This is a genomic window from Micromonospora sp. DT233 (assembly GCF_049841815.1).
Classification (GTDB): domain Bacteria; phylum Actinomycetota; class Actinomycetes; order Mycobacteriales; family Micromonosporaceae; genus Micromonospora.
On the sequence record NZ_JBNCLB010000004.1, the window covers coordinates 250,128 to 272,580 of the forward strand.

24 protein-coding genes and 3 pseudogenes are annotated in these 22,453 nt (G+C 75.8%); 24 read left to right on the forward strand and 3 right to left on the reverse strand.

Annotated elements, in window-relative coordinates:
* The first annotated feature begins 11 nt into the window (after window positions 1-11).
* The 11 genes and pseudogenes from ACLQ2V_RS12235 to ACLQ2V_RS12285 all read left to right on the forward strand — a co-directional run bounded on the left by ACLQ2V_RS12235 (window position 12) and on the right by ACLQ2V_RS12285 (window position 9,717).
* Window positions 12-815 (forward strand): DivIVA domain-containing protein, encoded by an 804-nt coding sequence (locus ACLQ2V_RS12235; protein ID WP_425718547.1) that lies wholly within the window; start codon window positions 12-14, stop codon window positions 813-815.
* A 73-nt stretch (window positions 816-888) separates the two neighbouring features.
* Window positions 889-1,278, forward strand: a pseudogene (locus ACLQ2V_RS12240) (hypothetical protein); the annotation flags it as partial.
* A gap of 219 nt (window positions 1,279-1,497) precedes the next feature.
* Window positions 1,498-1,731, forward strand: a pseudogene (locus ACLQ2V_RS12245) (hypothetical protein); the annotation flags it as partial.
* 4 nt (window positions 1,732-1,735) lie between these two features.
* A complete protein-coding gene (locus ACLQ2V_RS12250) occupies window positions 1,736-2,035 on the forward strand; it encodes a DUF167 domain-containing protein (protein WP_425718548.1) in 300 nt (99 codons plus the stop codon).
* Window positions 2,036-2,057: 22 nt separating this feature from the next.
* Window positions 2,058-3,563: a potassium/proton antiporter gene (locus ACLQ2V_RS12255; protein ID WP_425718549.1), complete on the forward strand. Its 1,506-nt coding sequence runs from the start codon at window positions 2,058-2,060 to the stop codon at window positions 3,561-3,563.
* Between the two features lie 217 nt (window positions 3,564-3,780).
* On the forward strand, window positions 3,781-4,200 hold the full coding sequence (locus tag ACLQ2V_RS12260) for a TraR/DksA family transcriptional regulator (RefSeq protein ID WP_425718550.1): 420 nt from the start codon (window positions 3,781-3,783) through the stop codon (window positions 4,198-4,200).
* A 62-nt stretch (window positions 4,201-4,262) separates the two neighbouring features.
* Entirely contained in the window at window positions 4,263-4,877 is a 615-nt protein-coding gene (gene lspA / locus ACLQ2V_RS12265) for a signal peptidase II (protein WP_425718551.1), read from the forward strand.
* Window positions 4,874-5,818: an RluA family pseudouridine synthase gene (locus tag ACLQ2V_RS12270; RefSeq protein WP_425718552.1), complete on the forward strand. Its 945-nt coding sequence runs from the start codon at window positions 4,874-4,876 to the stop codon at window positions 5,816-5,818. The genes lspA and ACLQ2V_RS12270 overlap by 4 nt, the downstream gene beginning before the upstream one ends.
* 44 nt (window positions 5,819-5,862) lie before the next feature.
* Window positions 5,863-6,942, forward strand: coding sequence for a hypothetical protein (locus ACLQ2V_RS12275; RefSeq protein WP_425718553.1), 1,080 nt, complete (start codon window positions 5,863-5,865; stop codon window positions 6,940-6,942).
* Between the two features lie 32 nt (window positions 6,943-6,974).
* Window positions 6,975-8,792, forward strand: coding sequence for an AAA family ATPase (locus ACLQ2V_RS12280; protein WP_425718554.1), 1,818 nt, complete (start codon window positions 6,975-6,977; stop codon window positions 8,790-8,792).
* Window positions 8,793-8,850: 58 nt separating this feature from the next.
* Window positions 8,851-9,717 carry a DUF2567 domain-containing protein gene (locus ACLQ2V_RS12285; RefSeq protein ID WP_425718555.1) on the forward strand — a complete coding sequence of 289 codons (867 nt, stop codon included), beginning with the start codon at window positions 8,851-8,853 and terminating at the stop codon, window positions 9,715-9,717.
* On the opposite strand, the gene ACLQ2V_RS12290 is transcribed toward ACLQ2V_RS12285, so the two are convergent.
* Window positions 9,632-10,330, reverse strand: a complete 699-nt coding sequence (locus tag ACLQ2V_RS12290) for an LON peptidase substrate-binding domain-containing protein (RefSeq protein ID WP_425718556.1) — start codon at window positions 10,328-10,330, stop codon at window positions 9,632-9,634. The two genes, ACLQ2V_RS12285 and ACLQ2V_RS12290, sit on opposite strands and share 86 nt — an antisense overlap.
* Before the next feature lie 105 nt (window positions 10,331-10,435).
* Here ACLQ2V_RS12290 and hisD point away from each other — a divergent pair, with 105 nt between their 5' ends.
* The 12 genes from hisD to hisF all read left to right on the forward strand — a co-directional run bounded on the left by hisD (window position 10,436) and on the right by hisF (window position 19,079).
* A complete protein-coding gene (gene hisD / locus ACLQ2V_RS12295) occupies window positions 10,436-11,758 on the forward strand; it encodes a histidinol dehydrogenase (RefSeq protein ID WP_425718557.1) in 1,323 nt (440 codons plus the stop codon).
* Window positions 11,755-12,834 (forward strand): histidinol-phosphate transaminase, encoded by a 1,080-nt coding sequence (locus tag ACLQ2V_RS12300; protein ID WP_425718558.1) that lies wholly within the window; start codon window positions 11,755-11,757, stop codon window positions 12,832-12,834. The genes hisD and ACLQ2V_RS12300 overlap by 4 nt, the downstream gene beginning before the upstream one ends.
* Window positions 12,835-12,878: 44 nt before the next feature.
* A complete protein-coding gene (hisB, locus tag ACLQ2V_RS12305) occupies window positions 12,879-13,490 on the forward strand; it encodes an imidazoleglycerol-phosphate dehydratase HisB (protein ID WP_425718559.1) in 612 nt (203 codons plus the stop codon).
* Window positions 13,490-13,663, forward strand: a complete 174-nt coding sequence (locus ACLQ2V_RS12310) for a hypothetical protein (RefSeq protein ID WP_425718560.1) — start codon at window positions 13,490-13,492, stop codon at window positions 13,661-13,663. Before hisB ends, ACLQ2V_RS12310 begins: the two co-directional genes overlap by 1 nt.
* Entirely contained in the window at window positions 13,660-14,283 is a 624-nt protein-coding gene (gene hisH / locus ACLQ2V_RS12315; protein ID WP_425718561.1) for an imidazole glycerol phosphate synthase subunit HisH, read from the forward strand. Before ACLQ2V_RS12310 ends, hisH begins: the two co-directional genes overlap by 4 nt.
* Window positions 14,284-14,414: 131 nt before the next feature.
* A complete protein-coding gene (locus ACLQ2V_RS12320) occupies window positions 14,415-14,738 on the forward strand; it encodes a hypothetical protein (RefSeq protein WP_425718562.1) in 324 nt (107 codons plus the stop codon).
* Between the two features lie 32 nt (window positions 14,739-14,770).
* On the forward strand, window positions 14,771-15,496 hold the full coding sequence (gene priA, locus ACLQ2V_RS12325; protein WP_425718563.1) for a bifunctional 1-(5-phosphoribosyl)-5-((5-phosphoribosylamino)methylideneamino)imidazole-4-carboxamide isomerase/phosphoribosylanthranilate isomerase PriA: 726 nt from the start codon (window positions 14,771-14,773) through the stop codon (window positions 15,494-15,496).
* A complete protein-coding gene (locus tag ACLQ2V_RS12330; RefSeq protein ID WP_425718564.1) occupies window positions 15,493-15,882 on the forward strand; it encodes a RidA family protein in 390 nt (129 codons plus the stop codon). The genes priA and ACLQ2V_RS12330 overlap by 4 nt, the downstream gene beginning before the upstream one ends.
* 94 nt (window positions 15,883-15,976) lie before the next feature.
* Window positions 15,977-16,447, forward strand: a complete 471-nt coding sequence (locus tag ACLQ2V_RS12335) for a MarR family winged helix-turn-helix transcriptional regulator (RefSeq protein ID WP_425718565.1) — start codon at window positions 15,977-15,979, stop codon at window positions 16,445-16,447.
* A gap of 5 nt (window positions 16,448-16,452) precedes the next feature.
* The gene (locus tag ACLQ2V_RS12340; RefSeq protein WP_425718566.1) at window positions 16,453-16,884 is read left to right on the forward strand and encodes an organic hydroperoxide resistance protein; all 432 of its coding nucleotides are present in this window, start codon (window positions 16,453-16,455) and stop codon (window positions 16,882-16,884) included.
* Window positions 16,885-16,933: 49 nt separating this feature from the next.
* Entirely contained in the window at window positions 16,934-17,932 is a 999-nt protein-coding gene (locus ACLQ2V_RS12345; RefSeq protein WP_425718567.1) for an NADP-dependent oxidoreductase, read from the forward strand.
* A 379-nt stretch (window positions 17,933-18,311) separates the two neighbouring features.
* Window positions 18,312-19,079, forward strand: coding sequence for an imidazole glycerol phosphate synthase subunit HisF (gene hisF / locus ACLQ2V_RS12350; protein WP_425718568.1), 768 nt, complete (start codon window positions 18,312-18,314; stop codon window positions 19,077-19,079).
* A 507-nt stretch (window positions 19,080-19,586) separates the two neighbouring features.
* On the opposite strand, the gene ACLQ2V_RS12355 is transcribed toward hisF, so the two are convergent.
* Both ACLQ2V_RS12355 and ACLQ2V_RS12360 read right to left on the reverse strand, forming a co-directional pair.
* Window positions 19,587-20,048: a hypothetical protein gene (locus ACLQ2V_RS12355; RefSeq protein ID WP_425718569.1), complete on the reverse strand. Its 462-nt coding sequence runs from the start codon at window positions 20,046-20,048 to the stop codon at window positions 19,587-19,589.
* Window positions 20,049-20,257: 209 nt separating this feature from the next.
* A pseudogene (locus ACLQ2V_RS12360) lies at window positions 20,258-20,920 on the reverse strand (YczE/YyaS/YitT family protein); the annotation flags it as partial.
* Window positions 20,921-20,977: 57 nt separating this feature from the next.
* On the opposite strand from ACLQ2V_RS12360, the gene ACLQ2V_RS12365 reads away from it, so the two are divergent.
* Window positions 20,978-22,435 carry a PLP-dependent aminotransferase family protein gene (locus ACLQ2V_RS12365; protein ID WP_425718570.1) on the forward strand — a complete coding sequence of 486 codons (1,458 nt, stop codon included), beginning with the start codon at window positions 20,978-20,980 and terminating at the stop codon, window positions 22,433-22,435.
* The last annotated feature ends 18 nt before the right edge of the window (window positions 22,436-22,453 follow it).

The following is a 22,453-nucleotide window of genomic DNA, read 5'->3' on the forward strand; positions in this document are numbered from 1 at the left end:
GAGGAGTTTCGATGCCGCTGACCCCGGCCGACGTCCACAACGTCGCCTTCAAAAAGCCGCCGATCGGCAAGCGGGGGTATGACGAGGAGGAGGTTGACGCCTTCCTGGACGAGGTCGAGCGCGAGCTCGCCCGTCTGATCGAGGAGAACAACGAGCTGCGCGCCCAGGTGGAGCGCGGTGGCCGTGGCGGTGCCCCCGCCGGTCCCGGCGGCGACGCCCGGCTCGCCGCAGAGCTCAACGACGTCAAGGCCCAGCTCGACCGGGTGCAGCGCGACAAGGCGGCGGCCGAGCAGGCCGCCCGCGCGATGCAGGCCGAGTTGGAGCAGGTCCGCGTCCAGGGCGGCCCGGCCCCGGCCGGCGACGGCGAGCAGCAGGCGCTGCGGGTGCTGATGATGGCCCAGCGCACCGCCGACGACCACGTCTCCGACGCCCGTCGCGAGGCAGACCAGCTGCTCACCGAGGCCCGCTCCAAGGCCGAGGAGGTCACCCGCGAGGCGCGGGTCAAGGCCGACGCCCTGGAGCGCGACGCCCGCCAGCGGCACCAGGAGGCCATGGGCGGCCTGGACGCCAAGCGCACCGCGTTGCAGAAGCACATCGAGGAGCTCAAGCAGTTCGAGCGGGAGTACCGCACCCGGCTCAAGGCGTACCTGGAGAGCCAGCTGCGTGACCTCGACGGTAAGGGCCAGGGGCTGGAGGCCGAAATGACCCGCGAGGGCAGCCGGGCCGTCGGTGGCAGCAACGGCCTCGCGGCCGCTGCCGGCCTCGCCGGCTCCTACGGTGGCGGTCGCTCCGGCGCGCTGGAGTCGGGCCGCTGATCCCGGTCCGGCGACCGTCAAAAGAGTGGTCGCCGACCGTGCCAACCTGAATCCGACGCGGCGGGGGTGAGCCGTGATACTCGCAAGCCTGCTGCTCATCCTCGTCGCCGTCGTGCTTCTGGTGATCGGTCTGACCGGCGGCTCCAGCGTGCTGCTGACCGCGTCCATCGCGGCCAGCCTGCTGGCCGCCGTCGCGCTGGTGGTGGGTGCCCGCCAGGCGGCCGCCACCCGGGCGGCAGCCGAGCGGTCCGACCCGGACCCGACGCGGGTGCGTCGGCGACCGGCCGGCGACGACCCGCACTTCGGGGCCACCGTCGCGGCCGGGCCGGACATCCCGGTCCAACACGTTCCACCGACGATCGACACCGACGAGCCCGGGTGGCGGCAACCGCCCGGGCCGTCGGTCGTCGGGCCGGGCCGACACGACCTGCGGGTCGACGAGGGCTCACCGGACCCGGCCGCCGATCCGTACCGCGGCCTCGCGGATCCGTACCCCGACTTTCCCGATCCGTACTCCGACTCTCCCGATCCGTACTCCGACTCTCCCGATCCGTACGTCGACCGGGGCACCCCGGTCGGTCTCGCCGATCCGGCCGACCGGCCCGACCGCGCCGATCCGTACGTCGACCCGTATGTCGACCCGATCGACCCGGACGGGGCGCAGGATGCCGCCGGGCCGGCCGACGAGCCGCCCGTCCTGCGGGTGTCCCCGGCGGACGCGGCGCTGGTCGCCGGGCTCGACGCGGAGGTCCAGGTCGTCGACGGGCGACCCCGCTACCACCTGGCCGACTGCCCGCACCTGTTCGGCCGCGACGCCGAGCCGCTGCCGGTGGCCGAGGCCGTGCGGCTGGGCTTCACCCCGTGCGCGCGATGCGCCCCGGACACCGCCCTGCTGGCCGACGCCAACCCGCTCTGACCCGATGGACGACTCGCTCACCGTCGCCGTACGGGTGAAACCGGGCACCGCCCGGGTGCGCGTCGGCGGCCGGCACGACGGCCCGCACGGGCCCGCGCTGGTGATCGCCGTGACCGCCCCACCCGTCGACGGCCGGGCCACCGAGGCGGCCCGGCGGGCGCTGGCCGACGCGCTCGGCGTGCGGCCGGCGGCGGTGGCGCTGCGGGCCGGGGCGGCCAGCCGCGACAAGCTCTTCGTCATCGACCGTCCGACGCCGGCGCTGGCCGAGGCGCTACGCCTGCTGCGCGACGGATCCGCCCGATGAGGGCTGCCCACATCGGGCCCGCATGACTCCCGGGTTCGACCTCAGCCTGCTGCTCGGCGCCGCGGTGTTGCTGGTGGCGGTCGGCGCGGTCCGCTTCTCCACCCGGCTCGGCGTGCCCAGCCTCCTGGTCTACCTCGCGCTCGGCGTGGCGATCGGCGAGTCCGGGCTGGGCATTCGCTTCGACGACGCCGAGCTGACCCGTACCCTCGGCTTCTGCGCCCTGGTCGTGATCATCGCCGAGGGCGGGCTGACCGCCCGGTGGAGCACCCTGCGGCCCGTGCTCGGCATGGTCTCGGTGCTGGCCACCGTCGGGGTGGTGGTGAGCATCCTGGTGGTCGGCCTGGCGGTGCACCTGCTGCTCGGGCTGGACTGGCGGCTGGCGATGCTCTACGGCGCGGTGCTCTCCTCGACCGACGCCGCCGCGGTCTTCGCCACCCTGCGCCGACTGCGCCTGCCGCCCCGGCTGGTCGCCACCCTGGAGGCCGAGTCCGGCATCAACGACGCCCCGGTGGTGCTGCTGGTGGTGCTGCTGTCCCGCTCGGCCAACGAGGCCGGCCACGCCTGGTGGTACGAGGTACTGCTGCTCTGCTACGAGTTGGGCGTCGGCGCCACGATCGGGGTGGCCGCCGGGCTGGCCGGCAAGGCGGCGCTGCGCCGGGCGGCGCTGCCGTCGGCGGGGCTGTACCCCATCGCGGTGGTCGGCTTCACCGTCCTCGCGTACGCGGCCGGCGCGGTGCTGCACGCCTCCGGCTTCCTGGCCGTCTACGTGGCGGGGGTGCTGTTGGGCAACGCCCGGCTGCCGCACCGGCAGGCCATCCTGGGCTTCGCCGACGGGTTGGCGTGGTTGGCCCAGATCGGGCTCTTCGTGCTGCTCGGGCTGCTGGCCTCGCCGGGGCGGCTGGACGCGGCGCTGCTGCCGGCGATCGTCGCCGGGCTGGCGCTGGTGCTGGCGGCTCGCCCGCTGTCGGTGGCGGTCTCGGCCGCGCCGTTCCGGTTCGGCCTGCGCGAGCAGGGCTTCCTGTCCTGGGCGGGGCTGCGGGGGGCGGTGCCGGTCGTGCTGGCGACCATCCCGCTGTCGGAGCGGGTGCCGGGGGCGGAGCGGCTCTTCGACGTGGTGTTCGTACTGGTGATCATCTTCACCCTGCTCCAGGCGGGCACCCTCGCCCCGGCCGCCCGCTGGTTGGGGGTGACCGCCCCGGCGGAGCCGGCGGAGATCCGGGTGGAGATCGCGCCGCTGGAACGGATGCGCGCGGATCTGCTCCAGGTGCAGGTGCCCGAGCAGTCGCGGCTGGCCGGGGTGCACGTGGACGAGCTGCGGCTGCCGGTGGGCGCCTCGGTGACCCTGGTGCTGCGCGACGGGACGGGCTTCGTGCCCGCGCCGGACACCCGGCTGAAGGCCGGCGACAACCTGCTGATCGTCGCCACGGCCGGGGTGCGCGACGCCGCCGAGCGGCGGCTGCGCGCGGTCAGCCGGCGGGGCCGCCTGGCCCGGTGGTTTGGCGAGTACGGCGAGGATCATGCGAGCTGACCTGCTAGCGTTCCCTTTGCCCATTTGAGGGCTTTCGGGGCGGAATGACGGGGCGACGGTGCGGCACGTTGTCGGACGCCTGTACGTTCCGTATTCTTGCCAATCTCCGGAGTGCGCGGCGCAGCTTTGCCGCGCGCCCGTTTTGTACCTGGGGTCGCCGGGCCGGTGACCCCTGTCCAGGGCCGTGGCAGTGCCGCGGCGGCGCGAGGGAGCGACGATGGCGAAGCCAGCCGACACCAGGACCGCCGGTCGCAAGCCGGTGGCCAAGGCCACCCGCAGCGCCGCCGAGACCGAGAAGATCCGGGCGGCCCTGGCGGCCCGGCGTGACGAGTTGCGCGCCGAGTACGATCAGACGCTGAGCGAGATCACCGAGCTGCAGCGCGGCCGACTGACGGACTCGGCCGGGGACGACCAGGCCGACACCGGCACGAAGACGCTGGAGCGGGAGCAGGAGATCTCACTCGCCAACAGCATCCGGGAACGGATCACGCAGGTCGAGCGGGCGTTGGAGCGGCTCGACGAGGGCGGCTACGGCTGGTGCGAGCGGTGCGCCGACCCGATTCCGGTGGAGCGGCTCGCCGCCTTCCCGGCGGCGACCCTCTGCGTGAAGTGCAAGCAGCTGGAGGAGCGGCGCTGATCGGCGCTCCCCGGCCGATCAGACGGTGAGCGATCACCGCCGAGAGCGTCGATGGGGAGCAGATGACGGCAACACCGCCGCCCGCCGGGACCGGGCCGGGCACCGCCGAGTCGGGCGGGGCGCGGCCCCGGCACCGGGCGGTCGTGATCCTCGTCGGGGTCGCCCTGGTGGCGTTCCTGGCCGACCTGCTCACCAAGCACCTGGCCCTGCTCGCCCTCAGCGACCGGGAGCCGGTGCGGCTGCTCGGTGGGGCGGTCTACCTCAGCCTGACCCGCAACAGCGGCGCGGCGTGGAGCATCGGCGCCGACCACACCTGGATCTTCCCGCTGATCACCCTCGTGGTGATCGGGTGGATCTGCACGATGGCGGTCCGGCTGCGCTCGGTGCCCTGGGCGATCTGCCTGGGCCTGGTGCTCGGCGGGGCGCTGGGCAACCTGACCGACCGGATCTTCCGCGCCCCCGGTCACTTCGTCGGCCACGTGGTCGACATGATCAGCCTCTTCGACCCGTACGGTCAGGTCTGGCCGGTGTTCAACCTGGCCGACAGCGCCCTGGTCTGCGGCGTGGTGCTGGCCGTGGTGCTGGAGCTCACCGGCCGCCAGCGCGACGGCTCCCGCCTCGGCAAGGCGAAGGCCACCGACGAGCAGGCCCCGGCCGCGCAGCGGGAGCGGGCATGAGCGCCGGGTTCGCCGCGGGCGGCGACCAGCGTTCCCTGCCGGTGCCCGACGGGCTGGACGGCATGCGCCTCGACCAGGCGGTGTCCCGGCTCTTCGGGCTCTCCCGCACGGCCGCCGCGGCCCTGGTCGACGCCGGCGACGCGCTGGTCGACGGCGCGGCGCGGCCCAACTCGCACAAGGTGAAGGCCGGCTCGTGGCTGGAGGTCACCCTGCCCGCCCCGGTCGCCCCGCCGAGCGCGGTGCCGCAGGCGGTGCCCGGCCTGCGGGTGGTCTACGCCGACGACGACATCGTGGTGGTCGACAAGCCGGTGGGCGTGGCCGCCCACCCCAGCCCCGGCTGGACGGGCCCGACCGTGATCGGCGGCCTCGCCGCCATCGGGCACCGCATCTCCACCAGCGGCGCGGCCGAGCGGCAGGGCGTGGTGCACCGCCTCGACGTCGGCACCACCGGGATCATGGCGGTGGCCAAGAGCGAGCAGGCGTACACCGCGCTGAAGTGGGCCTTCAAGTACCGCGAGGTGGAGAAGCGCTACCACGCCGTGGTGCAGGGGCACCCGGACCCGTCGCGCGGCACCATCGACGCCCCGATCGACCGGCACCCGAACCACGACTACCGCTGGGCGGTGGTCTCGGGCGGCAAGCCCAGCATCACCCACTACGACACCATCGAGGCGTTCCGGTCGGCGAGCCTGCTGGACGTGCGGCTGGAGACCGGCCGGACCCACCAGATCCGGGTGCACTTCTCCGCCCTGCGCCACCCCTGCGTGGGCGATGTCACCTACGGCGCGGACCCGACGCTCTCGGCCCGGCTCGGGCTGGGCCGGCAGTGGCTGCACGCCCGCTCGCTGAGCTTCGCGCACCCGCGCACCGGCGACCAGGTGACGTTCGTCAGCGAGTACCCCGACGACCTGGAAGGGGCGCTGCGGGTCCTGCGCGACTGACCCGACGCCCCTCCCAGGCCCCCTGCGAGGAGGGAGTCCGCCCGGTGCGCGCTGCCGGACCGCCGCCGTCCGACGGCCCGCCGCCCGCCGAGGGTGGGCGGGTCGGCCGTCGACCCGGGTGGCTCGTCCCGGCCGCCCTGCTGGCGGCGGCGGCGGTGCTGCTGGCCGCCGGCTGGGGCAGCCGCCGGGACGCCCCGCCGGTCGACCGCACGGTGGGTGAGGTCACCCGGGTCGGCATCGCCACCGGCGACCCGATCCCCGGCTACCTGCGGGCCGCCGCCGCCGAGCTGGCCGCGCTGCCGGCCGCCGAGACGTACGCGCTGGTGTCGTTCTCGGCGTACGTCGCCCCGGACGGGCTGGCCGCGCTGCTCGACGGCGTCGCCGTGGCGGAGGTGGTGGCCCGGGTGCCGTTGCCGGGCCGGCAGACCGAGATCGTCCGGCTGCCGGCGCAGTGGCTGCCCGGGGACGTGACCGCCGCCATGGCCGGCGTCGCCGACCGCAAGGACCGCGAGGCCGCCGACCAGCGCACCCGGGCCGCCGACGCGACCGACCCCGAGCTGCGCCGGGGGTACCTGACGGGCGCGCAGGTCGCGGCGGGGGAGGCGGCGGGGTACCGGGCGGGCTGCGCCTGCGCGTACGCCGCGCTGGTGCGGGGCATGCCGCAGGCGCTGCGGGCGCTGGCCGATCGGCCCCGGGCGCGGGCCGTCGATCCGGCCCCCGAGCTGCGCCGGTTGGACCGCACGGTGCTCACCCCGCCGCTGCCCGAGCAGCGCGACGTGGCCCGCCCGCCGGCCGACACGGGGCCGGGGCCGGGCCCGGGCGCGACCACCTCGCCGGAAATGGCCGATACGTCGGAAGCGGCACCGGCGGGGGTCGGCGCGACCCCGACGCCGACGCCGACAGTGACGGTCGACACGTCGGCGCCGCAGGCTGCGGCCTCCGGGCCGGCCCCGGCGACGGCACCCATGGTGGTCACGGCCCCCACCGAGCGCGAACCCGGCGGCGTGGCCGCCCGCCCGGCCCGGCGTGGCGGGCCACCGGGAGGCGGATGGCGGCCCACCACGGGAGGTGTCCCGGTGACAAAGACCGACCAGGATGTGCGCGGACCGGTGTGGTCCGAATAGGGTTTCGTTCGTAGCCTGTCAGGCGGAGATCGATGGCGCTGGGAGGGCGAGCCTTGGACGGCACGGAGTCCGGCTGGGGTCGGCCCGCCGAGCCAGCACCGCGATGGCGGGCGCTGCTCGACCGGGCCCGGCACGGCGGTCGCACCGCGGAGCAGGCCGAGGCCGACCACCGCGCGGAGGAGGCGGCACCGGGTGCCCCGGAGACGCTGCCCCGCCGCGCGTCCGCCAACGGCTACGCCGGGCGGGCGGCGATCGGGTCCGCCGAGGCACCCTACGGCGCGGACCCCGGCTACCCGGCCGGGTCGCCGCCCGGCGGCTACCGGGCCGGGGCGAGCTACCGGGTGGACCCGGCCTACCGCGTCGACCCGGGGTACCCGGTGGAGCCCGGCTACCAGCCCGAGCCGACCTACCCGGCGGAGCCGACGTACCGGTCCGGCTCGGCGTACCCGCCCGAGTCGACCCACCAGACCCCGCCGGCGTACCCGCCCGCCCCCACGTACCCGGCCGCGCCGACGTACCACTCCGCGACGGTGTACCCGGCCGCGCCGGCCCACCCGCCGGAGCCCGCCTACCCGCCCGAGCCGACCCACCCGGTCGAGCCGACCTACCAGCCCGGGGCGTCCTACCCGGCGCAGCCGGCCTGGCGGGCCGAGCCGGGCCGGGCCGAGTTGGAGCCGGTGCGCCGCTCCGACCTGGCCCCGCCGGTGCAGTCCCGGTACGCCGCGCTGGAGGACGGCTACCGGTCCGACCCGCCGGCCGAGTCGCGGTACGCGCTGCTCGACGGCGGCGGGTACCGGCCCGAGCCGGCGTACCAGCCACCGCCGGAGCCGGCCTATCAGCCGCCGCCCGAGCCGGCGTATCAGCCACCGCCGGAGCCGGCGTACCAGCCGCCGCCGGAGCCGGCGTACGAGCCGGGTCCGGGATATCAGGCCGAGCCCGCGTACCAGGTGGAGCCGGTCTACCAGGCGCCGGCCGGGCCGCCCGCGGTGGTCGACCGGGGCTACCCGGCCCGCGTCGAGTGGCGGCGGCAGGGCGCGGAGAGCGAGGTGGAGCGGGCCGCCGGGGTGCTCCGCGGCGAGCTGGGCGGCCCCCGGGTGCTCGCCTTCGCCAACCCCAAGGGCGGGGTGCACAAGACCACCGCGACCGTGCTGGCCGCCGCCACCGTCGGCAGCGTGCGGGGCCGGGGCGTGCTCGCCTGGGACGACAACGAACTGCGCGGCACCCTCGGACTGCGCGCCGGCAGCGCCCGGCACGCCCGGACCATCCGGCACCTGATCAGCGACCTGGCCCACATCGAGATCCGGGAGGGCGCCGACCTGCTGGCCAGCCTGGACGACTACCTGCGGCACGCCTCCGACGGCTCGTACGACGTGCTGGCCGGCGAGGAGAGCCCCCGGTTCGCCCAGCGGCTGGACCAGTTCACCGTCAAGCGGGTGCTGGAGCTGCTGCGCCGCACCCACGACGTGGTCTGCGTGGACACCGGCAACAACGTGGAGAGCCCCAACTGGCGGACGGTGATGCAGGCCGCCGACCAGCTCGTGGTCACCACCGTGCCCCGGGAGGACGCCGCGTTCAGCGCGGACTGGATGCTCGACCTGCTGCACGAGGTGGGCATGGGCGAGCTGGCCGACAACGCGGTCACGCTGATCTCCTGCCCGACCCCGGGCCGCTCCCCGCTGCAGGACGACCTGGAACGGCACTTCGCCACCCGTACCCGGGCGGTGGCCGTGGTGCCGTACGACCCGGCGCTGGAGACCGGCTCCTCGATCGAGTACGACCAGCTCCAGCCCGAGACCCGGCAGGCCTGGCTGATCGCGGCGTCGACGATGCTGGCACCCTTCGGCGCCTGAGATGCCCGCCGGTGGCACCGACGCCCCGGTACGGGCGTCCGCCTGAGAGGATCACGAGGTGAGCCCGGAGACCTCCGATCCCGACCGCCCCGCACCCCCGGCCGACGCGTCGACCCGCCCCGATCCGGGGGCCGTCGACCGTCCCGATGATGCCGGGGCCGTCGACCGTCCCGACCCCGGCGCCGTGGCCCGCCCCCAGCGCCGGCCGGGCCGACTGGTCGCCCTGGTGCTGGCCGTGGCGGTGGCGGTGAGCGTCGCGGGCGTCCCGCTGGGGCTGCTCTGGGCGGCGCTCGCCCCGGGGACCCCGGTGGTGAAGACCCCGGCGGGGGCCGTCTACGCCGAGCCGCAGCCGGAGCAGCCGATCGCCGCGGACGGCTGGTTCAGCCTGCTCGGGCTCGGCTTCGGTGTGCTCGCCGCGCTGGCCCTGTGGGTGCTGCTGCGCCGCCGCCGGGGCCCGGTCGGGCTGCTCGCCGGGGTGCTCGGCGGGTTGGGGGCCGCGCCGGTGGCCTGGCAGGTCGGCCGCCGGGTCGGCCTGTCGACGTTCCAGCGGCTGCTGGTCGAGGCGCCGGACGGGCAGGCGTTCACCAAGCCCGCCGACCTGCGGGCCGGGGGCGTGCACCGGCTCCTCGAGGTGCTCCCCGTGCCGTACGGCAACCTGCTGCTGCCGGCGTTCGCCGTGGCCGTGACGTACACCCTGCTGGCCGGCTGGTCCCGCTGGCCGTCGCTGCGCCCGGAGCCCCAGCCGGAGCCCCACCCGGGCTGGACCCCCGCCGGGCCGCCGGTCCTGGCCGGTGAGGGTGTGCCGCCGGGCGCGTGGCCGCACCCCGCCGGGCCGGGGGTCAGTTCGGGGCCGGCGGGGTCGCCAGCTCCGACAGCGGCACCGGAACCGCCCGCACCTGGCGCAGCAGAACCACCTCGCGGTTGAGCAGCCGCAGCTCGGCGCGGAGCCGGGCGGCGGTGTCGTCGACGGCCAGCAGCCGCTGCCGGTCGTCGGTGGTCAGCATGGCCGTCGCGGCGACCAGGTGGGACAGGACCGTCGGGTCCTCCGGAAGCTGCTCGGAGATCTGCTCCGGGTCGGCGCGGACCAGCCCCAGATATTGCCGGAACACCGCGATCACCCGGGCCGCGAGCTGGGCGGCGGCCTCGTCCGGGCCGCCCGGCTCCGGCAGCCACCGCACCTCGGCGGTGAGGTACGGCTCGGCCCGCTCGCCGACGTCGGTGACGCGGAAGCGCCGCCGCCCCACCGTGACGATGTCGAAGCCGCCGTCGTCCAGCTCGGTCACCTGGCGCAGCTCGGCGGTGCAGCCCACCTCGTGGAGCGTGACCTTGCCGTCGCCGAGGGCCGGCCGGCCCGGCGCGGGGGCCACCTCCCAGCCGGAGCGGATCGCCACCACCCCGAACTCGCGGGGCACGCCGTCGGGCAGGGCCACCAGGTGACGCACCAGGGCCCGGTAGCGTTCCTCGAAGATGTGCAGCGGCAGCACCAGGCCGGGAAAGAGCACCGTCCCGAGGGGGAAGATCGGTAACCGTGCAGTCACGTCGTCGAGCCTAGCCCGCCCGCGCCGCGCCGGCGTGGCTCGGCTCACGTCCCGGCCTGCGGGCGGCGCGGGCCCCGGCCCGGCCGTCGGCCTAGACTCGCAGGCGTGCTGAATCGGATCGACCTGCGCGGCGGCGACCGTGATCCCCGCCGCCTGCTGCCCCGTGCCCAACTCGACGTCTCCGTGGCCGTCGAGCGGATCCGCCCCATCGTGGAGGCGGTCCGGGAGCATGGGTACCCGGCGATCCGCCAGGCCAGCGAGCGCTTCGACGGAGTCTGCCCCGAGCGGCTGCGGGTGCCGGCCGAGGCGATCGCCGCCGCCGAGGCGGCGCTCGACCCGCAGGTCCGGGCCGCGCTGCTGGAGTCGATCACCCGGGCCCGCCGGGTCCACGCCGACCAGCGCCGCACCGACCACACCACCCAGGTGGTGCCCGGCGGCACGGTCACCGAGCGCTGGGTGCCGGTCGACCGGGTGGGCCTCTACGTCCCCGGCGGCCTGGCGATGTACCCGTCGACCGTGGTGATGAACGTGGTGCCCGCCCAGGCCGCCGGGGTCCGCTCGCTGGTCGTGGCCAGCCCGCCGCAGCGGGCCAACGGCGGCCTGCCCGACGCCCGGGTCCTGGCGGCCTGCGCGCTGCTCGGCGTCGACGAGGTGTACGCCGCCGGCGGCGCGCAGGCGGTGGCGATGCTGGCCTACGGCGCGACGGTCGACCCGACCGGCGTCGAGCGCTGCGACCCGGTCGACATGATCACCGGGCCGGGCAACGTCTACGTGACCGCCGCGAAGCGGCTGCTGCGCGGGACGGTCGGCATCGACGCCGAGGCCGGCCCCACCGAGATCGCGATCCTCGCCGACGACAGCGCCGACCCGGCGCACGTCGCCGCCGACCTGATCAGCCAGGCCGAGCACGACCCCCTCGCAGCCAGCGTCCTGGTCACCCCGTCGGAGGCGCTGGTCGAGGCCGTCGAGCGGGAGCTGGCCCGGCAGGTGCCGGCCACCAAGCACGCCGAGCGGGTCACCACGGCGCTGACCGGCGAGCAGAGCGGGGTGGTCCTCGTCGACGACCTGAGCGCCGGGCTGCGGGTGGTCGACGCGTACGCCGCCGAGCACCTGGAGATCCAGACCGAGAACGCCCGCGAGTGGGCGCTGCGGGTGCGCAACGCCGGGGCGATCTTCGTCGGGGCCTGGTCGCCGGTGTCGCTGGGCGACTACTGCGCCGGCTCCAACCACGTGCTGCCCACCGGCGGCTGCGCCCGGCACTCCTCGGGGCTGTCGGTGCAGTCCTTCCTGCGCGGCGTGCACCTGGTGGAATACACCGAGCAGGCGCTGCGCGAGGTGGCCCCGCACGTGCTCACCCTGGCCGAGGTGGAGGACCTGCCGGCCCACGGCCAGGCCGTCGGCGTGCGCTTCCCGGGCGGCACCGCGTGAGCACCCTCGACGACCTGCCGATCCGCGACGACCTGCGCGGGCGCGCGCCGTACGGCGCGCCGCAGCTCGACGTGCCGGTGCGGCTGAACACCAACGAGAACTCGTACCCGGTGCCCGAGCCGGTGATCGAGGCGATCGGGGCGGCGCTGGCGGCGCAGCTGCGCGACCTGAACCGCTACCCGGACCGCGACGCCGTGGCGCTCCGCGCCGACCTGGCGGCCTACCTCGGCCACGGGCTCACCGCCGAGCAGGTCTGGGCGGCCAACGGCTCCAACGAGATCCAGCAGCAGCTGTTGCAGGCCTTCGGCGGCCCGGGGCGCACCGCGCTGGGGTTCGCCCCGGCGTACTCGATGCATCCGCTGCTGGCGCTGGGCACCGGCACCGGCTGGGTGCCGGCGCGGCGCGGCGTCGACTTCGGGCTGACCGCCGACGAGGCGGTGGCGCAGGTCCGTGAGCACCGCCCCGACGTGGTCTTCCTCTGCTCGCCGAACAACCCGACCGGCACCGCGCTGGACCCGGCGGTGGTCGCCGCGGTGCTCGACGAGGCGCCGGGCATGGTGGTGGTCGACGAGGCGTACGCGGAGTTCGCCCGCCCCGGCACGGTCAGCGCCCTGGCGGTGCTGCCCGGCCACCCCCGGCTGGTGGTGACCCGGACGATGAGCAAGGCGTTCGGCTTCGCCGGCGGCCGCCTGGGCTACCTGGCGGCGGACCCGGCGGTGGTGGCGGCGGTGCAGCTCGTGCGGCTGCCGTACCACCTCTCCGCGCTGACCCAGGCCGCCGCCCGGGCGGCGCTGGCGCACCGCGACGCCCTGCTGGCCACGGTCTCGCAGATCATGGCGCAGCGGGACCGGATCGTCGCGGAGTTGCGCGCCCGGGGGCACCGGGTGGCCGACAGCGACGCCAACTTCGTGCTCTTCTCCGTCGACGACCAGGCGGCGGCCTGGCGTGCCCTGCTCGACGCCGGCGTGCTGGTCCGCGACGTCGGCCTGCCCGGCTGGCTGCGGGTCACCGCCGGCACCCCCGCCGAGACCGACGCGTTCCTCACCGCGATGCAGACCGTGCGGGTGGGCGCGTGACGAGTGAGCCTGCGAGCCCCGCAGCCGCGACCGAAAGGCAAGCGATGAGCCGGACCGCCCGGGTGGAACGCATCACCAAGGAGACCAAGGTCCTGGTCGAGATCGACCTGGACGGCACCGGGGCGGCCGAGATCGCCACCGGCGTCGGCTTCTACGACCACATGCTGCACCAGATCGCCCGGCACGGCGGCTTCGACCTGACCGTGCGCACCGTCGGCGACCTGGAGATCGACGCCCACCACACGATGGAGGACACCGCGCTCGCCCTGGGCGCCGCGTTCGACCAGGCGCTGGGGGAGAAGGCCGGCATCCGGCGGTACGGCTCGGCGACCGTGCCGATGGACGAGGTGCTGGTCCGGGCCGCCGTCGACCTCTCCGGCCGGCCGTACGTGGTGCACGACGAGCCGGCGCTGGCCCCGTACATCGGCCCGGTCTATCCGACCTCGATGACCCGGCACATCTGGGAGTCCTTCGGCCAAGCGGCCCGGATCACCCTGCACGTGGACGTGCTGCGGGCGGCCCGCCCCGGCGGCCACCCGGACGCCCACCACGTGGTCGAGGCGCAGTTCAAGGCGGTCTCCCGCGCCCTGCGCGAGGCCACCGCCATCGACCCCCGGGCGGCGGGCGCGATCCCCAGCACGAAGGGCGCGCTCTGATGGACGCGATCCTGCCGACGCTGTTGCTGATCCTCGCCGGGGTGCTGGTGGGCGGGACCTGGTCGCTGTACCGCCAGGGCGCGCCGCGCAGCGCGGTGGTGATCACCGCGCTGCTGGCGGCGGTGGCCACCGCCGGCGGGGTGCTCTGGTTGTTGCCGGGGCAGGGCTCGTGAGCGCGCGGGTGGTCGTGCTCGACCACGGCTCGGGCAACCTGCGCTCGGCCGAGCGCGCCCTGCAACGGGCCGGCGCGCAGGTCACCGTCACCGGGGACCTGGCCGCCGCCGCCGAGGCCGACGGGCTGGTCGTCCCGGGCGTCGGCGCGTTCGCCGCCTGCATGGCCGGGATCGAGGCGCTTGGCGCCGGCCCGGTGATCGCCGACCGGGTCGCCGCCGGCCGGCCGGTGCTGGGCATCTGCGTGGGCATGCAGGTGCTCTTCGCCCACGGCGACGAGCACGGGGTGGTGACCAAGGGGCTCGGGCTGCTGCCCGGCGGGGTGACGCGGCTGCCCGCCGCCCGGCTGCCGCACATGGGCTGGAACACCGTGGCCGCCCCGGCGTCGTCGACGCTCTTCGCGGGCCTGCCGGCCGAGAGCCGGTTCTACTTCGTCCACTCCTACGGGGTGGCCGATCCGGCGGAGCTGGTCGCGGCGGGGGCGACGGTGACCACGGCGCACCACGAGGGGGACTTCGTGGCGGCCGTGGAGCGGGGGGCGCTCTCGGCCGCCCAGTTCCACCCGGAGAAGTCCGCCGACACCGGCGCGGCGCTGCTGCGCAACTGGCTGGCGACGCTGTGAGCGCCGGTGGCTGAGCGCACGAACAGGCCGGGCCGCCGCGTCCGGGCCCGGTCCGCCGTGCGCCCGACGTCGCCGGGCCGCCGGGCCCGGTCCGCCGTGCGCCCGGCGACGCGGCCGGGGCGGGGCGCGCGGTGAGCAAGGAACGGGCCCGCCGCCGGGAGGCCCGGGAGGCCGAGCTGGCGCGGCAGCGGGCGGTGCGCCGCCGCCAGGTGGCCCGCCGGGAGCGCCGCCGCGCGCTGGTACGCCGGCTGACGCCCCGCCTGCCGCGCCGCCGTTCGGGGCGGCTGGCCCGGTACAGCCGGGCCGAGCGGGCCGCGGTCGTCGGGCTGGTCGCGGTGGCGCTGTTCGCCATCTGGGCCTTCGTCGACGACCCGGCGCTGCGCGTGCTGCTGGTCGTGGTGTTGCTGCTGAGCCTGCCGGCGGCCGTGGTGATCGCCCTGGGCCGCCGGCTCTGAGTGCGTTGTCCGTGAGTTCGAGGAGAAGATCGTTGAGCCTTACCCTGTTGCCCGCCGTGGACGTCGCCGACGGCCAGGCCGTCCGGCTCGTGCAGGGCGCCGCCGGTAGCGAGACCGCGTACGGCGACCCGCTGGAGGCGGCGCTGGCCTGGCAGCGCGACGGCGCGGAGTGGATCCACCTGGTCGACCTCGACGCCGCGTTCGGCCGGGGCTCCAACGCCGCCCTGCTGGCCGAGGTGGTGGGCCGCCTCGACGTGCGGGTGGAGCTCTCCGGCGGGGTACGCGACGACGCGTCGCTGCGGGCCGCCCTGGGCACCGGAGCGGCGCGGGTGAACATCGGCACGGCCGCGCTGGAGGACCCGCAGTGGTGCGACCGGGTCTGCGGCGAGTACGGCGACCGGGTGGCGATCGGGCTGGACGTGCGGGGTCGTACCCTCTCGGCCCGGGGCTGGACCCGCGACGGCGGCGACCTGTACGAGGTGCTGGCCCGCCTCGACGCCGCCGGGGCGGCCCGGTACGTGGTGACCGACATCACCAAGGACGGCACGATGCGCGGGCCGAACCTGGAGCTGCTGCGGGAGGTCTGCTCCCGCACCAAGGCCCCGGTGATCGCCTCCGGCGGCGTGTCGACGCTGGACGACCTGCGGGCGCTGGCCGCCCTGGAGCCGGTGGGGGTGGAGGGCGTGATCGCCGGCAAGGCGCTCTACGCGGGGGCGTTCACCGTGCGGCAGGCCCTCGACGCGCTCGCCGCCGCGTGACGGTCACCCGGCTCGGCTCGGGCGGCCCGTGGGAGCAGCTCTACGGCTACTCCCGGGTGGTCCGGGCCGGCGACCTGGCGATCACGGCCGGCTGCACCGCCACGGTCGACGGGCGGGTGGCGCACGTCGGGGACGCCGCCGCGCAGACCGCCCAGGCGCTGCGGATCGGCCTGGACGCCCTGGCCGAGGTGGGTGCCGAGCGCGCCGACGTGGTGCGGACCCGGATGTACGTGACCGACCGCGCGTACGCCGACGAGGTGGGCCGGGCACACAACTCGGTCTTCGGCGCGGTCCGGCCGGTGGCGACGCTGGTGGTGGTGGCCGCGCTGCTGGACCCGGAGCACCTGGTCGAGATCGAGCTGGAGGCGTACCTCGGCGACCGCTGACCGTCCTCCCCGCCCCTGGTCCGGGGGCGGGGCGGGCGGGCCCCGCCGGCCCCAATCGGTTGTGCACAACTTGATTGTGGGCTACGGTTCTCGGGTGACCGATGATCTGGTGTTACGCCGGCAGGTGTGCTTCGCGCTCTACGCGGCGTCGCGCGCCCTGACCGACGTCTACCGGCCCATCCTCGACGAGTTCGGCCTGACCTACCCGCAGTACCTGGTGCTGCTGGTGCTCTGGGAACGCGACGACGAGCGCGACGGCGAGCACCACGACGAGGCCCCCACGGTCTCCGAGCTGGGCGCGGCGCTTCGGCTGGACTCCGGCACGCTCTCGCCGCTGCTCAAGCGGCTGGCGGCGGCGGGCCTCGTGGTCCGCGCCCGCTCGGCCCGCGACGAGCGGCGGGTCGAGGTCGGCCTGACCGACACCGGCCGGGCCCTGCGGGAGCGGATGGGCGACGTGCCGCTGCGGGTCGCCCTCGCCACCGGCCTCACCGAGGCCGAGCTGGTCGGGCTGCGCGACACCCTGACCCGGGTCACCGAGACGATCCACCGACGCAAGGAGCAGTGACCACCATGAAGGTTCTCTACACCGCCAACGCCCGCGCCACCGGTGACGGCCGCGAGGGTCGCGTCAGCACCTCCGACGGCACCCTCGAGCTGGACCTCGCCGCCCCCAAGGAGCTGGGCGGGGCGGGCAACGCCGCCAACCCGGAGCAGCTCTTCGCCGCCGGCTACGCCGCCTGCTTCCACTCCGCGCTGCGCATGGTGGCCCGCCAGGCCAAGGTCGACGTGACCGGCTCGGTCGTCGACGCCGAGGTGGGCATCGGCCCGAACGACGCCGGTGGCTTCGGCCTCACCGTCGCCCTCACGGTGGACCTGCCGGCCGCGCCCCGCGAGGCCGCCGAGCAGATCGTCGCCAAGGCCCACCAGGTCTGCCCCTACTCCAACGCCACCCGGGGCAACATCGAGGTCGCCGTGGCCGTCCGCGAGGCCCTGGCCGCCTGACCCCGCGCGCCGCAGCAGTCGGAAGACCCCGCGATCGAAAGGTGACACCGTGACCGTCAACCGCGAGATCCACCTGGCCGCGCGCCCGCAGGGCTGGCCCACCGCCGACACCTTCCGCCTGGTCACCACCGAGGTGCCCACCCCCGGCCCCGGGCAGCTGTTGGTCCGCAACCAGTTCATGTCCGTCGACCCGTACATGCGGGGTCGGATGAACGACGCCAAGTCGTACATACCGCCGTTCGCCCTGGACGCCCCGCTCGACGGTGCCGCCGTCGGCGAGGTGGTGGCCGGCGAGGCCGCCGGATTCACCCCCGGCGACACCGTCGTGCACGGCCTGGGCTGGCGGGAGTACGCCCTGGTCGACGCCCGCCGGGCCGAGAAGGTCGATCCGTCCCTGGCCCCGGCGAGCGCCTACCTCGGCGTGCTCGGGATGCCCGGCCTGACCGCGTACGCGGGGCTGCTCGACGTGGCCGCGCTGCGCCCCGGCGAGCGGGTCTTCGTCTCCGCCGCCGCCGGGGCGGTGGGGAGCCTGGTCGGCCAGATCGCCAAGCTCAGGGGCGCCGCCCACGTGGTCGGCAGCGCCGGCTCGGCGGCGAAGGTCGAGCGGCTGCGGGCGCTCGGCTTCGACGCCGCGTTCGACTACCACGACGGCCCGGTGCACGAGTCGCTGAAGGCCGCCGCGCCCGACGGCATCGACGTCTACTTCGACAACGTCGGCGGCGACCACCTGGAGGCGGCGATCTCCGCGTTGCGCCTGCACGGCCGGGTCGCCGTCTGCGGGATGATCGCCCAGTACAACGACACCGAGCCGCCGGCCGGTCCGCGCAACCTGGCGCTGGTGATCGGCAAGCGGCTCACCCTGCGAGGCTTCCTGGTCAACGACCACAGCCACCTGCGTGAGCAGTTCGTCCAGGAGGCCGCCGGCTGGCTGCGCGACGACAAGCTGTCGTACGACGAGACGATCGTCGACGGCATCGAGCAGGCCCCGGAGGCCTTCCTCGGCCTGCTGCGCGGCGACAACCTCGGCAAGATGCTCGTCCGACTGTAGGGACCCGCGCCGACGCCCCCGGTGGAGAAGTCACGTCCGCCGGGGGCTCGCCCACGCCCGCGTCGCCCGGCCGCACGCCGCCGGTCAGCGGTTGACTGCTGCACCGGGCTGGCCCGCGAATACGGAACGGTCGTGGTCGAAGACCTCCACGCCGCCCGCAACCTGGCCGCACTCGCGGTCGAGGCAACAACCGCCGGGAGTGGCCCGGCGGCGGGACGTGGAGCCGACCGCAAGACCCCGCTCGCGGGGCTGGTGGCACTGAAGCGTCAACCCGGCACCGCGCCAGCGGGTCAGACCGGGACCGTCTCACCCCAAGGCGAGACTGCCAACCGCGCGCTCGCCAGAGCGCACTGAGAGGCAACGGGATAGGCTTCCTGGCATGACGGTGGCGGTACGGGTCATCCCGTGTCTGGACGTGGACGCCGGGCGGGTCGTCAAGGGGGTCAACTTCGTCGACCTGCGCGACGCCGGGGACCCGGTGGAGCTGGCGGCGGCGTACGACCGAGCGGGCGCCGACGAGCTGACCTTCCTCGACGTGACCGCCTCCTCCAGCGACCGGGGCACCATGCTCGACGTGGTGCGCCGCACCGCCGAGTCGGTCTTCATCCCGCTGACCGTGGGCGGCGGCGTCCGGCAGGTCGCCGACGTCGACACCCTGCTGCGCGCCGGCGCGGACAAGGTCGGGGTGAACACGGCGGCGATCGCCCGGCCCGAGCTGATCGCGGAGATCGCCGACCGGTTCGGCCGGCAGGTGCTGGTGCTCTCCCTCGACGTGCGGCGCGCGCCGGCCGGCACCACCGCCAGCGGCTTCGAGGTGACCACCCACGGCGGTCGCCGGGGCACCGGCACCGACGCCGTGCAGTGGGCGCGGCGCGGCGCGGAGCTGGGCGCGGGGGAGATCCTGCTCAACTCGATGGACGCCGACGGCACGAAGGCCGGGTTCGACCTGGAGCTGATCGGCGCGGTCCGCCGGGTCGTCGACGTGCCGGTGGTGGCCAGCGGCGGCGCGGGCGGGGTCGCCCACTTCCCGCCGGCGATCGCCGCCGGGGCGGACGCGGTGCTCGCGGCCAGCGTCTTCCACTTCGGTGAGCTCAGCGTCGGCGAGGTCAAGGACGCCCTGCGCGGAGCGGGTCACCCGGTCCGCTGACCCCCCCCGCGCTGCCCTGCTGCCCTGCTGCCCGGCTGCCCGGCTGCCCGGCCGCCCTACAGCCCTACAGCCCTGCCGCCCTGCTGCCCGGCCGCCCTACAGCCCTGCCGCCCTGCTGCCCGGCCGCCCTGCTGCCCGGCCGGTCACTCTGCCGGCCGGTCACAACGCCGGCTGCCCGCCATTCCCTCCGGCCCTGCCGTTCCATCGAGGCCCCGCCGCTCCCTTCAAGCCCCGCCGTTCCCTCCAAGCCTCAAGATCCGAGCATCTTCCGGGAAAATGTTGGGTCAATCCGATTTGAGGCAGCATCTTCCCGGAAGATGCTCGGATCTTGGGGCCGGAGGGGCCTGGAGGAGGGGAGCGCGGGGGAGAACGACGGGCGGGGGAGAGGGGCGCGCGGGAGGGGCACCGGGGCGGGGTCGAACCCGCGTCGGCCGGGCGTTGGTCGTCGCCGGGGCGGTCCGGGTGGGCCCGGGCGGGCCCGGGTGGGCCCGGGTGGGCCCGGGTGGGTCAGCCGCGACCGGGGCGGCTCTGCGGGGAGCGGCGCGGTGCCGGGATCGAGCCGACCAGGTATTCCTGCACGGCGGCGGCGTGCTCCTCCTCAGTCAGCGTCCAGTCTGCGTCGCCCGGGGTGTATCGGCGGCCGAGCACGCCCTGCACCGTGTCCACGGCGGTGGCCAGGCCCGCGCTTGGGCGGGTGCGCCACAGCCGTTCGCCGTCGGGAGTGAGCCGGAACCAACCGTCGGAGACGCTGATCAGGCCGGTGCCGACGAGCCGCCGGACCGCGGTCTCGACCGCCGGTCGCTCGGGTATGGCGTGGTTGAGGTGGTCGGCCGTGGAGAGCATGTCAGCGAGCCGGACGCCCTCCGGCCGCCGGGTCGACGCCGCCCGGCGGTGCCGCCCCGCGCCGTTGGCGATCACCAAGGCGACGAAGATCCAGGCGTCCGACCAGTGCCACGCGTTCTCCCCCATGCACGAATGATGCCGCGCGCCGACCCCGGAGGAAACACCCAGTTTTGCCTCGTTGACGTCGCCGCAGCTCAACCCGCCTGTCGACCGTCCACAGTCGCCGATGAAGTCCGATAGGTGGACGGCCGGGCCACACCCGCCGCCGAATCGGCCGGCCGGGTGGTCGGCGTGGCGGGCTCGGAAACGGGTGCGGCCGGCGTGGCGGGGTCGAAAGCCGGCGTGGGTGTCCCGGCGGTCGGCGCGGCCGGTTGGCCTGCCGCAGCGGCCGGCGGGTCGACGGTGCAGACGGACATGAAGAGCTGGGTCAGCGGCCCGATGGTCAGGGCGTAGAGCACCGTGCCGACGCCGACGGTGCCGCCGAGCAGCCAGCCGGCGGCCAGCACGACGACCTCGATGACGGTGCGCACCAGCCGGACCGACCGCCCGGGGCGGCGGGCCACGTACCCGGTCATCAGGCCGTCGCGGGGGCCGGGGCCGAGCCGCGCGCCGAGGTAGAGGGCGGTGGCGGCGCCGTTGCCGACGATGCCGGCGGCCAGCAGCGCCACCCGCACGGGCAGCGCGAGGCTGTCGGGCAGCAGGGCGTTGGTGACGTCGACCACCGGGCCGATCACCAGCACGTTGCTCACCGTGCCCAGCCCCGGTCGTTGCCGCAGCGGCAACCACAGCAGCAGCACCAGCACGCCGACGCCGATGGTGACCGTGCCGAACGACAGGCCGGTGCGCCGGGCCACGCCCTGGTGGAACACGTCCCACGGGTCGAGGCCGAGCCCGGAACGGATCATGAAACTCATGCTGACGCCGTAGAGGACCAGCCCGGCGTAGAGCTGGGTGAGTCGTCGGACCGGACGGTGTCGGAGATTGCCCAGCACTGCCATGCGTGCCACCCTAGGGTCCAATCGGGCGGTGCGCAGTAGCCAATCTCGGGAGGTGGCATGACCAGCCAGGTTCGCGGTCCGCAATTGGCCCGGTTGCTCGGCCAGTGGCACGCCCTGCCGGGCCGCCGCCGCAACCCCGACTACGCGGCGCTGGCCGCCGCCGTCCGGGGCCTGCTGGCCGACAGCCGCCTCCCGCTGGGGGTACGCCTGCCCGCCGAACGGGAGCTCGCGGACGCGCTGCGGATCAGCCGGACCACCGTCTCCGCCGCCTACCGGGAGTTGCGCGAGAGCGGCCACCTGGCCAGCCGCCGGGGGGCGGGAAGTTGGACCATGCTCCCCGGCACCCACCGGGTGGCCAGCACCGGGCTCTGGACCCCGCAGGACGACCGGGACATGATCGACCTCGGGGTGGCGGCGCTGGCCGCGCCGACGGAGTTGCTGCCCGCCGCCCGCGCCGCCGCCGAGGACCTGCCGCGCTACCTGGGCGGGGCCGGCTACCACCCGACCGGGATCATCGAGCTGCGCGAGGCCGTCGCCGACGGGTACACCCGGCGGGGCCTGCCCACCTCACCGGAGCAGATCATGGTCACCAGCGGCACCCAGCACGCGCTGGACCTGGTGCTGCGGCTGGCGCTGGCCCCCGGCGGCGGCGTGCTGGTCGAGTCGCCGACGTACCCGAACGCGCTGGCCGCGCTGGCCGCCCGGCGGGCCCGGATCGCCACCCACGGGCTGGCCCTCGACGGCGCCGGGTGGGACGCCGACCTGCTGCTGGGCAGCCTGCGGCAGGGGCGGCCGAAGCTGGCGTACCTGATCCCGGACTTCCAGAACCCGACCGGGCACCTGATGCCCGCCGAGCTGCGCGAGCGGGTGGTCGGCGCGGCCCACGCCGCCGGCACCGACCTGGTCGTCGACGAGTCGTTCGTGGATCTGCCGCTGGACGGTACCGCGCTGCCACCGCCGGTGGCCACCTTCGACCGGCACTCCCGGGTCATCTCCATCGGCGGGATGAGCAAGGCGTACTGGGGCGGGCTGCGCATCGGCTGGGTCCGCGCCTCGGCCCCGCAGGTGCAGCGGCTGGCCGCCGCCCGCGTCGGGGTGGACATGGCCAGCCCGGTGCTGGACCAGCTGGTCGCCGTCCACCTGCTGGCCGAGGCCCCGGCCATCGTGACCGCCCGGCGGGCGCAGCTCGCCGCCCGCCGCGACGCCCTGGCCGACGCGCTCGCCCAGCGGCTGCCGGAGTGGCGCTTCACCCTGCCGCGCGGCGGGGTGACGCTCTGGGCGGAGCTGGACGGGCCGATCTCCAGCGCGCTGGCCCGCGCCGCCGAGGAGGTCGGCGTGCGGCTGGCCCCGGGCCCCCGGTTCGGCCTGGACGGGACGCTGGAGCGGTTCCTGCGGCTGCCGTTCACCCTCCCCGTCGCGGACCTGATCGAGGCCGTGGCGCGGCTCGCCGCCGTGCGGTACGACCTGAACCGGGCCGGCCGGGCGCAGTGGCGGGAGCCGGCGGTCATCGCCTGAGGCCCGCCCGGCGGTCAT